Source organism: Salmonella sp. 2020_1459 (assembly GCF_043847915.1).
Lineage (GTDB): Bacteria > Pseudomonadota > Gammaproteobacteria > Enterobacterales > Enterobacteriaceae > Salmonella > Salmonella enterica.
Genome location: NZ_JBCMFA010000003.1, coordinates 242,193 through 256,276, shown reverse-complemented (window position 1 = coordinate 256,276; position 14,084 = coordinate 242,193). Strand labels below are relative to the sequence as shown.

Genomic DNA, 14,084 nt, shown 5'->3' with positions numbered 1-14,084 from the left:
TTAACAGGATCAACATGCGTAAGGACGACTTATGAAAATAGTGATCGCACCAGACTCGTATAAGGAAAGTTTGAGTGCTCTTGAGGTAGCGACCGCCATTGAACAAGGATTTCGCGAGATCTGGCCTGACGCCGATTACCTGAAATTACCGCTGGCTGATGGCGGAGAAGGTACTGTCGAAGCGATGGTTGAAGCGACGGTGGGTCGAATCGTGCATGTTGAGGTCACCGGGCCGTTGGGGCATCGCGTCAATGCGTTTTATGGGCTTTCCGGCGATGCGCGTTCCGCGTTCATTGAAATGGCGGCCGCCAGCGGGCTGGAGCAGGTGCCGCCCGCGCAACGCGATCCGTTGAAGACCACATCATGGGGAACCGGCGAGCTGATCCGTCATGCGCTGGATGCGGGCGTTGAGCATATCATTATTGGTATCGGCGGTAGCGCCACCAACGATGGCGGCGCGGGGATGGTGCAGGCGCTGGGGGCCAGGCTACGGGATGCGCAGGGCAATGATATTGCGCAAGGCGGCATTGGGCTGGAAACACTCGCCAGCATTGATATCCGCGGCCTGGATAAGCGTTTGTCGGCGTGCCATATAGAGGTCGCCTGCGATGTCACGAATCCCCTTACCGGCAAAGAGGGCGCGTCTGCGGTTTTTGGTCCGCAAAAAGGGGCGACGCCGGAAATGATTGAACGCCTGGATACGGCATTGACTCGCTATGCGCATTTGATTGCCCGCGATCTGCATGTCGATGTGTTGGATCTGGCAGGCGGCGGCGCGGCAGGCGGCATGGGGGCGGCGTTATACGCGTTTTGCGGCGCGCAGCTACGGCGTGGCATTGAGATTGTCACCGATGCGCTTCATCTGGAAGCGTGTCTTGCGGATGCTGATTTAGTCATCACCGGCGAGGGACGCATCGACAGCCAGACCATTCACGGTAAAGTCCCTATTGGCGTGGCAAACATCGCCAAACGGTATAACAAGCCGGTAATTGGTATTGCGGGTAGCCTGACGGCGGACGTTGGCGTGGTTCATGAACATGGGCTTGATGCCGTTTTCAGCGTGATTTATACCATCTGCACGCTGGAGGACGCGCTGAAGAATGCGAGTGAAAACGTACGAATGACCGCGCGCAACGTGGCTGCAACGCTGAAAGCGGGGCAACAGTTACGCTGAGTTATAGGCCGGATAAGGCGGTCACGCCGCCATCCGGCGAATATCATCCTAATATCTTCTTCGCTTCACGCGCAACATTATCCATCTCATCCAGCAGCTCCAGAAACTCAGGCTCCAGCTCCTCTTCGTGGACGCCGCTGCGAAGCTGTTGCTCAATAAGCTGGCAAAGGTTCTTCATCCGCGGTACGCCGCTATAGCCGCAGCTCCCGTGTAGCTTATGGACCAGATCGACCAGGCCGTTGGGATTTTCTCCCACCAGTTGTTCTTCAATTTTGTTGCGCACTTCCGGCAGAAAATCAATCAGCATTTGCAGCATATCCCGCGCCAGATCGGGCTTACCGGCAGCCTGGCGGAGCGCAAGCTGCCAGTCGAGCGTTGCATTCGGATTGAAGATAAACTCAGCCGGTTCCTGCGCCATCAGGCGCGCTGCTACGTTGGCGCCAGGTTTATAGCGCAGCAACAGATTATGCAACTTCTCTTCTTCTATCGGTTTAGCCAGATAGTCGTTCATGCCCGCGCTGAGCAACTTCTCTTTTTGCCCGGCCATCGCATGTGCCGTAACGGCAATAACCGGTGTTTGCTGCTGATGAGGAAGCTGGTGAATCAATTCGCAGGCGCGTATGCCGTCCATATCCGGCATCTGAATATCCATCAAAATCAGATCAAACTGCATTTGTTTCGCCCGATCCACCGCCTGATGTCCGCTATCACAAAGCTCTACGTGCTGGACTTTATCTTCCAGTAACGCGCCGATAAGCTTCAGATTAGCGGGATTATCATCAACCGCCATAACCGTCATGGTGATTTTACTGGTATCCATTAGCAGCGGTTCAGGATGGTGATTCAACTGGCAATATTCCGTCAGCGCTGGCAACAGGCGCGTTGACGTCAATGGTTTTAACAGACAGGCCGCCGCGCCTCCTTGTTTCAGCTTTTCGGCGTTAATTTGCGCATGGCAAGGTAGCGCCAGCAGTAGAAAGTCCGTCATTGACGCCGCTTTCGCCAGACGTTCATGCTGCATGGTGAGCGGCTCGCGGAAGGTCACCGGAACGCTCAAAATCATAATATCGTAGTGCGCTAACGGCAGCGCGGAGAAGGTCGGGCTGTAAACCACCTCCACCGGCGTGTCGCTCAGCAGATCCAGGGTACATTGCGCGGCGGTAGCATTCGGTTCGACATAAGCCAGCCGTTTCCCGGCCAGACACGCGGTCGACGGCCCGTCAATAATGACATTTGGGTTAAGATCAAGATTAATATGAAACCAGAAGGTCGAGCCGCGATTAGGCTGGCTGTGGAAAGAGATATCCCCGCCCATTTCGTTGACCAGCTTTTGCGTAATCACCAGCCCAAGGCCGGTGCCGCCGTGACGGCGAGAAATACTGGCATCGGCCTGGCGAAACGCCTGAAACAGTCGCGACTGGTCGCGTTCCGGAATGCCGATCCCCGTATCGCGGATCTGCACTTCAATCTGTACTTTGGTGTTACTGAGCGCCCGCTTTTCTACCAGAATGTCGATATTGCCACTCTCGGTGAACTTAATGGCATTACCCACCAGATTAGTAATGACCTGTTGCAGGCGCAGCGGGTCGCCAATCACATTATCCGGGACGTCGTTTTTAATATTTAACGTCAACTCCAGTCCTTTATCATGCGACGAGTGAGCCAGCAGCGTAACCACTTCATCCAGCGTGTTGCGCAGTGGAAAAGGGATACTTTCCAGAATGAGCTTACCGGCTTCCAGCTTGGAGAAATCAAGCACGTCATTAATGATCGCCAGCAGATTATTCGCGGAACGCTCAATGGTGTTCAGATGGTCACGCTGGGTGGGGTTCAGCTCCGTTTTTAATGTCAGGCGGGTAAAGCCAATGACGCCGTTCAGCGGTGTTCGCAGTTCGTGCGACATGTTCGCCAGGAACTCCGACTTAATACGCGCCGCTTCCTGGGCGCGCTTTTTCGCCAGATCCAGCTCAACGTTTTGGATTTCCATCTGCTCAAGGGTTTCACGCAGGTCTGAAGTGGCCTGATCGATATTATGCTGCATCTCTTCGTGATAGGCGGCAAGCGACATCGCCATGGAATTAATGCCGTTTTTCAGCATGTCCAGCTCGCCCAGCATAAATCCTTCCACCCGGCTATCCAGTTGTCCGCGGCGAATGCGGTCAACGGTATTCACCATATTACGGATAGGCCCGGTGACATCGCGCATAAGCCGCCAGCCAAAGATCAGCGCAATGCCAATACAAAAAAGCATCATTACGCTGGAGATAAAAATCTCTTTGTATTGCTGTAGCCTTACCGACTTGAGATCCAGTTCAAGCGCCACATACCCCAGCATATTTTTGGTATTTTTCGCGTCGGCAATCGCTGACTCGTCCGGCGAATAGCTCTCCGAGATAATCGGGGTGCGCAGAATCATAATATCGCCGTGGCGATCGACACTCAGACGACGTGGAAACGGCGCTCCGGCGGGAAGCTGCATCTGTGAGGGGTCCAGATGGAAATTAGACGTTACAAACAGGCGGTTATGATCGTCATAAACGGAAATCGCCCGCACAATATCAGAGTGTCTGCGGTGCAGGACGCTGATAAGTTGGCCGATAGACTCCCGGTTTTGTAAGTTCATACCATATTCGCTGGAGACGGCGAGCGGTTCAATAATACTGGCGCCGGCATCTTCCAGTTGACGCTGCAGGTCGTTATAGCGGTGCACTACAAAAAAGATACTGAGCAGCAAACCTATCAGGACGGTCGGGGCCAGGATCAGAATCATCATGCGTGCGCGCAGGCTGTAGTTGGTCATGGAGTTCCGTTATGGGACAATTAGGGTCACACTGTTAAATTGAGAAAAACCTGGTCGATGGCGCAATTCTACTCTGCAAAACGGCGCGTGACGACGCGTCAGATCATAACCGTTAAAGTCAATGACCTCGATTCATTTGGTCAGGGCGTAGCCCGTCATAACGGAAAGGCGCTGTTTATCCCCGGTTTATTGCCTGAGGAAAGCGCAGAAGTCATTATTACAGAAGATAAAAAGCAATTTGCCCGCGCACGCGTTTCGCGCCGTTTGAATGATAGCCCGGAACGAGAAACGCCGCGCTGCCCGCATTTTGGCGTCTGCGGCGGTTGTCAGCAACAGCATGTCAGCATCGCCCTGCAACAACGCAGCAAAAGCGCGGCGCTGGCGCGTTTGATGAAACACGAGGTGAATGACATCATCGCCGGCGCGCCCTGGGGTTATCGGCGTCGTGCGCGGTTAAGTCTGAATTGCCCGCCGGATAAACCGCTGCAAATGGGATTTCGCAAAGCGGGTTCCAGCGATATCGTCAATGTCGAACAGTGCCCCGTTTTGGCGCCCCAGCTTGCAGCATTGCTGCCCCGAATCAGGGCGTGTCTGGCGAGTTTACACGGCACCCGACATCTTGGGCATGTTGAGCTGGTACAGGCGGGAAGCGGTACGCTGATGATTCTGCGCCATACCGCGCCATTAAGTGCGGCGGATAAAGAAAAACTGGAACGCTTTTCGCATTCTGAGGGATTGTCTCTGTTTCTGGCGCCGTTTAGCGAGATACTGGAAACGGTATCTGGCGAAGCGCCTTGGTATGATTCGCACGGCTTACGTTTAGCCTTCAGTCCGCGAGACTTTATTCAGATTAATGAGGCGGTAAACCAGCAAATGGTCGCCCGCGCGCTGGAGTGGCTTGATGTGCGCGCCGAGGATCGTGTCCTGGATCTGTTCTGCGGAATGGGGAATTTTACGCTGCCGCTGGCAACGCGCGCGGCAAGCGTGGTAGGGGTTGAGGGCGTTCCGGCGCTGGTAGAAAAAGGCCGTGAAAACGCCATCCGCAATGGTTTACATAATGTGACATTCTTCCATGAGAACCTGGAGGAAGATGTCACGAAGCAGCCGTGGGCGAAAAACGGCTTTGACAAAGTCTTGCTCGATCCTGCGCGTGCGGGGGCTACAGGAGTGATGCGACATATTATAAAATTAAAACCTATTCGCATTGTTTATGTATCCTGTAACCCGGCGACGCTGGCGCGCGATAGTGAAGCGCTGGCCAATGCGGGATATGAGGTTACGCGTTTAGCGATGCTCGACATGTTCCCGCACACAGGACATCTGGAATCAATGGTTCTGTTCGAGCGCATGTAATGATTACCGGCTTACCGACTTCGGTAGGCCTGGTCCCTTAAGGAGAGGACGATGGTCGCGGTAAGAAGTGCACATATTAATAAAGCTGGTGAATTTGATCCGAAGAAGTGGATCGCAAGCCTGGGAATTTCCAGCCAGCAGTCGTGTGAGCGCTTAGCCGAAACCTGGGCGTATTGCCTGCAACAGACACAAGGACATCCGGATGCGGATCTGTTGCTGTGGCGTGGCGTGGAGATGGTAGAAATTCTTTCCACGCTGAGTATGGATATCGACACGCTGCGGGCGGCGCTACTGTTCCCTCTGGCCGACGCCAACGTAGTCAGCGAAGATGTACTGCGCGAAAGCGTCGGCAAATCTATCGTTACCCTGATTCATGGCGTGCGCGATATGGCGGCGATCCGTCAGCTAAACGCCACTCATAACGACTCTGTTTCTTCGGAGCAGGTTGATAACGTCCGTCGAATGTTATTGGCGATGGTGGATGATTTCCGCTGCGTGGTTATCAAACTGGCCGAGCGAATCGCTCATTTGCGCGAAGTGAAAGAGGCGCCGGAAGATGAGCGCGTGCTGGCGGCGAAAGAATGTACCAACATCTATGCGCCGCTCGCTAATCGTCTGGGCATCGGGCAACTGAAGTGGGAACTGGAAGACTACTGTTTCCGCTACCTGCATCCGGCGGAATACAAACGCATCGCCAAACTGCTGCATGAGCGCCGTCTCGATCGCGAACATTACATCGAAGAGTTTGTTGGACATCTGCGCGCTGAAATGAAAAACGAAGGCGTGCAGGCGGAAGTCTACGGACGACCAAAACATATTTATAGCATCTGGCGCAAAATGCAGAAAAAGCATCTGGCGTTTGATGAACTCTTTGACGTGCGCGCCGTGCGTATCGTCGCTGAACGTCTGCAAGACTGCTACGCCGCGTTGGGGATAGTGCATACGCACTATCGCCACCTGCCGGATGAATTCGATGATTATGTCGCTAACCCGAAACCGAACGGTTACCAGTCTATCCACACCGTGGTCCTGGGACCGGGCGGTAAAACCGTTGAGATCCAGATCCGTACCAAACAGATGCATGAAGACGCCGAACTGGGCGTGGCGGCACACTGGAAGTATAAAGAAGGCGCCGCGTCCGGCGGCGTGCGTTCCGGTCATGAAGACAGAATTGCGTGGCTGCGTAAGCTGATCGCCTGGCAGGAAGAGATGGCCGACTCCGGCGAAATGCTGGATGAAGTGCGCAGCCAGGTGTTTGACGATCGGGTCTACGTTTTTACGCCAAAAGGCGACGTGGTTGACTTGCCTGCCGGATCTACGCCGCTCGATTTTGCTTACCACATCCACAGCGATGTCGGGCACCGCTGCATCGGCGCGAAAATTGGTGGGCGTATTGTGCCATTCACCTATCAGTTGCAGATGGGCGATCAGGTTGAAATTATCACTCAGAAGCAGCCGAATCCCAGCCGCGACTGGCTGAATCCAAACCTGGGCTATGTGACGACCAGCCGCGGACGCTCGAAAATTCACGCCTGGTTCCGCAAGCAGGATCGTGACAAAAATATCCAGGCTGGACGGCAGATCCTCGACGATGAGCTGGCGCATTTGGGGATTAGCCTGAAAGAGGCCGAAAAACATCTGCTGCCGCGCTACAACTTTAATGAGCTGGAAGAGTTGCTGGCGGCGATAGGCGGCGGCGATATCCGTCTTAATCAGATGGTGAATTTCCTGCAATCGCAGTTCAATAAGCCGAGTGCAGAGGAGCAGGATGCAGCGGCGCTGAAACAGCTTCAGCAAAAAACATACGCGCCGCAAAATCGTCGTAAAGACGACGGGCGCGTGGTGGTGGAAGGGGTTGGTAACCTGATGCACCACATTGCCCGCTGCTGCCAGCCGATTCCGGGGGATGAAATTGTCGGCTTCATTACTCAGGGGCGGGGAATTTCCGTGCACCGGGCCGACTGCGAACAGCTGGCGGAACTGCGCTCCCATGCGCCGGAGCGGATCGTAGAGGCGGTATGGGGCGAAAGCTATTCGGCGGGATATTCGCTGGTGGTGCGCGTCCAGGCCAACGATCGCAGCGGCTTGCTACGTGATATCACCACCATTCTGGCTAACGAAAAAGTCAACGTGCTGGGTGTCGCCAGCCGCAGCGACATTAAACAGCAGATCGCCACCATTGATATGACCATCGAGATCTACAACCTGCAGGTGCTGGGCCGCGTGCTCGGTAAGCTGAACCAGGTGCCGGATGTGATTGATGCACGGCGACTGCACGGGGGGTAAAGTGAAACGTTATTATCTACAAAGTAGTCTGATATATCTACCCGTTATACTTTACGTTGCCTGTGTGTTGGCATGGCCCGGCTCTCCGGGCCTCGCCCTAAAGGGCCGCCGTAAGCGGCGTTCACATCGGCCTTGCCAATTTGTCCTCGCTCCCCCCAGTCACTGACCAGCGTAAGCCTCGGGGATTGATGGGGGACATCCTTGTCCCCTACCGCAGGTAGCCTTCGGCTGTTCAAATTCGTATCAGACGAATTTGTCACTGCGTCGCCGCCTGCCTGCAACTCGAATTATTTAGGGTATATGAGTATAAAAGTATGCAATCGTAAACTCAGATCTATTAAGAAAAATACTATTGCCAGGGCAAAATAACTGTCACGCTGCAATTAGTATCAACGTTTATTCGTTCCCAGTTGCCGATTATTCTTCCCAGTTCGCCATTGTTGCATGCCCCCATATCACCATTCCTACATTGATAATCTACATTTGTTTTAATCCTGCTATCAGCACAAACTACATTGATCGTGCTATTTTCCAATGTATAATCGAATCCTTCACCCCACGTGACATTTTTCTCCTTATACATCAAATAAATTTTCCCTAGTTCTATATTTTCTGCCTTATCGTTATAATGAAGTTCATTATAATTTAACACGGAGTTCTTATCCAAAGACGCAGTTATGAAACCAATCGGCGATGCAACCGTATAAGTTGAATTGTTATTCGTAAAAACAGAACCTGTCCCAGAATGATATTTGTATTGACCGCATCCAGGTACCGTAAAAATAAACCCGGGATCATATAGTGGTGGCATTGTTATGTTAGAAATAACACCTGTATTAGGGGTTGGTGTTATTGCGCCTGTATTAATTACTACTGCACCACCAATCGCCATACCCTGAAAGCCACTGCCATCCATCGGGATCTCTGTTATATATCTCATTGTTCCTGTAGCATATAATTTACTTTCGATAATTGACATGCCATTATCTGTCCTTACAGGTACAGCTTTGTCTGTGTCATAACCAGTAACAAAGCATGTTATGCCGTAATAACCAGGAAAATTACCATTGAGTAATGTACACTGGGCATCTGTATTAACTTTGACATCTGCTGTTGTATATAAATTAACTGTTATGCCACCAATAAACATAGATATGAGACTTCCATTAAGCAGGGTTGCCTCATATTTTGCTGGAATAACAGTGCTATCATGCGGCCAGCTTTTGCATTGTGAGAATTCAGCCTGTTGAGCCTGAGGTAGTACTAAATAATTTGTTGAGTCACGTATTACTAATGGTTCAATCATTACATTTTGGTTAATGGCCTGAGTTATCCCAGGATATGCAATTATACTTAGAAAAAATAATGCTTTTTGATTCATTTAAATTTCCATTATTTAAATAAAATATTAGAAATGAGTATATAACTTGAGAAGTTACTGATATTCAAAACTCACTGTTGCGCTACCCGAAAATTCCCCCGGCATAACCTCTTCACCAGCGTATTTTTGCAGCCTGGCCTGCAAGTTGATGGTGGTAATCCCTTCTTTCAGCACAAAAGCTGTACCCACTGTTGCATTGATACTCACTGGTTGCTGTGCAGCCGTTTCCACGCCAATCGCAAAACCACTGGCTTCCGACGAGGGCTCCAGCGCCAGCAGTCCGGGCAGGGTACTGTCTTCAACGCCCTGAAAGGTCACCAGCACGCCGTTGGCTAGCGCTGTTTTGCAATCCTGGAGGCTAAGTGTGAATGGAACAGGAGTCGTTTGCCCGCTGGCGTCGAAATTGTCACTGCCAATAGTATGAAAATCCACCGTCGCCATCGTGTCATTATCCACTACCAGGTTACAGGCGCCGGCAACCAGCTTACCGCTGTAGTGCACATTAGGCGTGGCGGCAGGTAACGTATTGCAAACCGCCCATAACATTACGCCTCCGATCAAATGCCCGGCAGTTTGAAAAATACGGTTCATTGGTAATCCACCTGTAACGTGGCAAAAGCCTCAAAATCGCCTTCGGCAGGCTCTTTACCGGGCTGTTTTACCGGCACGGCTTTTAATGTGGGAAGCGATGACTCATCGATGGTTAGCGACGTGCCGGGAGGAAATACCGTGCCGTTCTGCTGAAGTTCAATGCCCAGCTCAGGGACATTGGTGGTTAAGGCATTTGCGGAGTAAGGCGTCGCCGTGCCCAGATAGCTCAACGTAAAAGTTAATGCGTCATCGCGAAAGCTGCTGTCGCAGGTAAGGGTCCACGGGATCTCGGTCAGGTAATTGACGCCGTCAATATTATCAATAATCACGCTACCAAAACTGACCTCCAGCGTTTCACCATTATTGATAGTACAGGCGGGCGGGTTTATCAGTTTGCCGTGAAAGGTCAAATTGTCGGCGCAGGCAAACTGGGTGATTAAAAGCGTCAGGATAAGCGCCCTTTTCACTATGAATCTCTCCATCACTGGTAATCCACGACTAACGTCGCACTGGCGTTAAAATCGCCACCCGCTAACTGCGTGGTGGGCTCTTTAACCGGTACGGCTTCCAGCTCCGGCCCATTGCTGCCGCTCAGGGTGAAGTTCAGCCAATCCGTTATGCCAACCGGAACCAGTTGCTTATTGCCCGCCTGCTGAATACGGATGCCTAACCCCTGTACCGAAGTTTGCAGAACCTGCTCCCCGCTGATGGTGGTGGTGGTCCCCTGAATTTGTAGCTTCAGATAGTCGCTCGCTCTGCCATCGCAGTTCAGGCTGTAGCCCACAGGTTTCGTTTGAGAAGCATCTCCAACTTTGGTGGTCAGGACATCGCCAAACTCTACGGAAGCGCCGCCTACCGTACAGGGCGGTGGTTGAGTGACGACCAGATGCAGCTCCAGTTGCACGGTTTTTGTGCCGGCAGCCTCGGTGCCGGCAACGAATCCACCGCACAGCAGCACCAGCATTTTCCAGCGAGTCAACATCGTCATGGATCTCTTTCGCACAGGATTACTTATTCGCTTTCTTCTCAGCGTCACGGGTTTTTTCCTCATTGACCTTGCAGGTATTCCCTGAGCAGGTGAAAACCAGCAGGCGATGGCCGCCGTAATCATCGACGTAGCCCACCACCGGCGAGCTGCCGAGCGAGGAACCTTTGATGGGAGAGGTCACTTTTTCACGCGGGGCAATCAGCAGGTTTTTAAAGCCGGAGGCGGTTTCGTTCTCTTTGCTACCGGCATTGCTGATGACGAGGTAAAACGGTGTGGGGTTGTCGAAGATCACACCATCGCCCTGGTAGGTCAGCGTGAGCTTCGTCTGCCACGGGTGCGTCTTATCTACCTGCCGGGCGACGGCTACCGGGCGGTAGAAAAACTTAATACGCGTTTGCAGCGCCAGCTGGAGCGTATTAGGCTTATCGCTTTTCGGCGGAATTTCCCGCACGTTGAAATAAAACAGACTTTCCCGGTCCTGCGGTAGGCTAGCCGCGGCTGGTAACGGCTGGACTTTAACCTGCCCGTCGGATTTTGGCTCAATACGCTGCAGCGGCGGCAGGGCGGTAAAATAGCGGGTATCTTTGGCGAACTTATCGTCTTCCAGCCACGCCTGTGCGAGATAGGGCAGCGTGGCGTTGCCGTTTTTCAGCGTGACGGTGATTGAATTTTCATTGCCGTTAAAAATAACGCGGGTACGATCCGGCACAATCGCGCTGTGCGATACCAGCGGCGCAGCCAGTAATACCGAAGCGATAAGCGCCTGGCGCTTAAAATGGTTGGTCTTGTTCATTACGGGTTCCCTTTATTCCATATCCTTGCGATTCACCGCATGGTTGTCAGCCAGCGGTATGGGCGGGGTTTGAGTGGTTGTCGCCACCGGCGCGGCCGGTTGGCCATCGGTTTGCGTATGTTCCTGGATTAGCGGTTGCGCAGGCAGCGGAGAACTTTTCTGCGGTGCGGTGGTGGGCTGACCTTCCAGCATTTTGCATGGCAGCAATAGCGCGTTGGCCAATAGCTCCGGTGTAAACGTGGGCGGGAGTGATGCTTCACACTGCGCCGCGCCATCCCAGAAGACTTTCAATGTTTCCCCGGCTTTTACGCCCGCCAGCCAGGCGTTGCCGTCATCGGCCACCAGGCCCAACTGCTGCTGGCGCTCGTTTTTCACTTCGGCGCCGAACGGTGGGAAGTCGCCGTCTGCCAGCCGGAAAACCGCCATCATTTTCTCGCCGCTGACCACGTCAAAGTGACGGTAGCCGATGGCGCCTTCGGTGAGCGTGATCTGCACAACCGACTTAGTAGCTTCCGCCTTCTCCGGCAATTTGTTCAGATCGATACGCGCCAGGCTGCGCGAATAGCTTCCGACATCCGCAATCACGGCCTTGCCGAAAATGTTGGTTGAGGTTGGCGAGCCGCTACCGCTAACGGGGACGTCCGCAATGCCGTCGGTATCAACCAGCAAACGTGTGCTGCCCGCTAAACTTCCCCGGTGCAGCGCGCCGCCCTGGGTGGTCAGCGTCATGCCGCCGCGCAGCGACATGCCCAGCGAACGGTACGATCCTTCTTCATAATCCGCGCTCAGATCGATGTCCGTCAGCGCGCCCTGATGGCTGTAATAACCGTCTGCCTGCGCGCCTTGTTCATCCTGCCCGACATGAAGCTGCCAGTTATCGCCGTTCTGGCTGTGGCCGGAATAGCCGAGTTGATTACGGTGTTGACTACCGTTAAACGTACCGTTGTAGCTGATGGAATCATTGCCCCAGGGAACAGACAGCGAGATATAGACGCCATCATCTTTATCACCGTTATATTCGCTGCGATAGCCGTTCAGCGACGCACTGAGATTTTTTATCGACCCTAAGTCGAAGTACCAGGAAAGAGACAGGTTATAGTTACTCTGATCCGGGCTGTCCCAGAAGGTACTGCGTGAGTAGCTGAAATAGGCGCTCATGCCCTGTTCACGGAAGTTCTGGTTATAGGTGACCGTATAGCGTTCTTTTTCGTGACCGGCATTGAGATGATGGTAGGTTTTCGCATCCAGATAGTCGCTCATGCTCATAAAGTTCTTTTCTGAGAAGCGGTATCCGGCAAAGGTTAGTCGGCTGTCGATTTCATCAAAGTCACGGGAATAGCTGATGCGATATGAGTTACCCTGCAGCGTTTCGCCGTCAAACCCGTCGTCTTGCGGCATGTGGGCGATGGAGTGCGTAATGTCGACCGCCACCGCGCCCACCACGCCAAGATCCTTACCACTTCCCAGCGCCACGGCCTGATAGTTGCTTTCTCCAATTGCGCCGCCATATAGCGACCAGCCGTTGGTGACCCCCCACGAAGCTTCCGCCGAGGCGAATGTGCCGGTAATGGGATGATGATCCCAGTCCTGCGGGCGGCCCAGCGCCATCTTGTAGCGCACCATGCCGGGGCGCGTCAGGAAGGGAACCGATGCGGTGTTAACGTCAAACTCCTGGGTCTGACCGTTCTGCTCTTCCACGGTGACGTGCAACGTACCGGAAACGGACTGGTTGAGATCCTGAATACGGAACGGTCCTGCGGGCACCTGCGTTTCATACAGTACGCGCCCCTGCCAGGAGACTTTGACTTTTGCGTTAGAGCGCGCAATGCCCACGATCTCCGGCGCATAGCCGCGCAGTTTCGGCGGCAGCATCTGATCGTCAGAAATGACGCTGGCACCGATATAGTTAAAGCTGTCGAAAACATCGGACTGGAGATAGCTTTCGCCCAGCGTAAGTTTGGCCCCGAGCGTCGGTAGTGCTCGATAGGCGTAGTAGCGGCTCCAGCTCTGATCGTGGAGGGTGGAAGTGTTCTCGTCATCGTCACGATGGTCGTAGCTGGCCTGCCAGTCGGCCCGCAGTCGCCATGCGCCCAGGTTCGCGCCTAACGTCCCGTTGCCGCTGATACTTTGCTCTTCGCTGCCGCTTTCTTGATCGTGGCGGAGCTGATTATTAATGTTGTAATCCAGAATGATGCCGGGAATACCATTATCCCAGCGGGCGGGTGGATCCCAGTCGACATCGCTGTATTCCATATACGCCTGGGGTAAATTCACCAGCAGCGTGGAGTGTCCCAGGTCGGCCTGAAAATCCATGCCTTTCAGTGAATCTGGCGCCAGACATTGTCGTTCACCGTGCGTTATCCAGACGAGTTTTTCCGCGAGTTCCGGTTTTATACCCAATTGCGTAACTAATTCTGGTTCTGCGCAAACCTCACTTCCTTGTGGATCATGTTCTGGTATAACCCAGTTAACAGGAAATTCCTGCGGCAGAGTCTGTCCGTTAATTTTAATTTGTAAGAGGTAGACGCCTGGCAGAATAAAACCCTTACGAGAAAACTGTGCAATGTTAACGTTATCGCGATTTTTTACATCGAGGAAATCGGTATTAAATTCGATGTCTTTGCCTGACGCGCTATAAGGGGAGGCGCTTAGAAGCATTCCCACTCCGCACGCTATTGGGCAAAGAACACTTTTCCATGTGTTATTCATCAAATATAT

10 protein-coding genes are annotated in these 14,084 nt (G+C 53.1%); 3 read left to right on the top strand and 7 right to left on the bottom strand.

Annotated elements, in window-relative coordinates:
* Positions 1–31: 31 nt before the first annotated feature.
* Entirely contained in the window at positions 32–1,174 is a 1,143-nt protein-coding gene (locus tag ACH0VJ_RS09700; protein WP_000706491.1) for a glycerate kinase, read from the top strand.
* A 43-nt stretch (positions 1,175–1,217) separates the two neighbouring features.
* Here the strand turns inward: ACH0VJ_RS09700 and barA are convergent, their stop codons facing one another.
* Entirely contained in the window at positions 1,218–3,974 is a 2,757-nt protein-coding gene (gene barA, locus ACH0VJ_RS09695; RefSeq protein WP_000186401.1) for a two-component sensor histidine kinase BarA, read from the bottom strand.
* A 57-nt stretch (positions 3,975–4,031) separates the two neighbouring features.
* On the opposite strand from barA, the gene rlmD reads away from it, so the two are divergent.
* The gene (gene rlmD / locus ACH0VJ_RS09690; protein WP_000046848.1) at positions 4,032–5,327 is read left to right on the top strand and encodes a 23S rRNA (uracil(1939)-C(5))-methyltransferase RlmD; all 1,296 of its coding nucleotides are present in this window, start codon (positions 4,032–4,034) and stop codon (positions 5,325–5,327) included.
* 51 nt (positions 5,328–5,378) lie between these two features.
* Complete coding sequence (gene relA / locus ACH0VJ_RS09685) at positions 5,379–7,613, top strand: GTP diphosphokinase (protein ID WP_000226842.1); 2,235 nt, start codon at positions 5,379–5,381, stop codon at positions 7,611–7,613.
* A gap of 349 nt (positions 7,614–7,962) precedes the next feature.
* On the opposite strand, the gene ACH0VJ_RS09680 is transcribed toward relA, so the two are convergent.
* Genes ACH0VJ_RS09680 through ACH0VJ_RS09655 form a run of 6 tightly spaced genes read right to left on the bottom strand, consistent with a single transcriptional unit; the run spans position 7,963 to position 14,075 of the window.
* Positions 7,963–8,994: a hypothetical protein gene (locus ACH0VJ_RS09680; protein WP_001071988.1), complete on the bottom strand. Its 1,032-nt coding sequence runs from the start codon at positions 8,992–8,994 to the stop codon at positions 7,963–7,965.
* Positions 8,995–9,048: 54 nt separating this feature from the next.
* Positions 9,049–9,585 (bottom strand): fimbrial protein, encoded by a 537-nt coding sequence (locus ACH0VJ_RS09675; protein ID WP_001079646.1) that lies wholly within the window; start codon positions 9,583–9,585, stop codon positions 9,049–9,051.
* A complete protein-coding gene (locus ACH0VJ_RS09670; RefSeq protein ID WP_000816751.1) occupies positions 9,582–10,052 on the bottom strand; it encodes a fimbrial protein in 471 nt (156 codons plus the stop codon). The genes ACH0VJ_RS09675 and ACH0VJ_RS09670 overlap by 4 nt, the downstream gene beginning before the upstream one ends.
* A 14-nt stretch (positions 10,053–10,066) precedes the next feature.
* Positions 10,067–10,573 carry a fimbrial protein gene (locus ACH0VJ_RS09665; RefSeq protein ID WP_000178267.1) on the bottom strand — a complete coding sequence of 169 codons (507 nt, stop codon included), beginning with the start codon at positions 10,571–10,573 and terminating at the stop codon, positions 10,067–10,069.
* A 19-nt stretch (positions 10,574–10,592) separates the two neighbouring features.
* Positions 10,593–11,366 carry a fimbria/pilus periplasmic chaperone gene (locus ACH0VJ_RS09660; protein WP_001044460.1) on the bottom strand — a complete coding sequence of 258 codons (774 nt, stop codon included), beginning with the start codon at positions 11,364–11,366 and terminating at the stop codon, positions 10,593–10,595.
* Positions 11,367–11,378: 12 nt separating this feature from the next.
* Positions 11,379–14,075, bottom strand: a complete 2,697-nt coding sequence (locus tag ACH0VJ_RS09655; RefSeq protein ID WP_071588228.1) for a fimbrial biogenesis outer membrane usher protein — start codon at positions 14,073–14,075, stop codon at positions 11,379–11,381.
* Between the last annotated feature and the right edge of the window lie 9 nt (positions 14,076–14,084).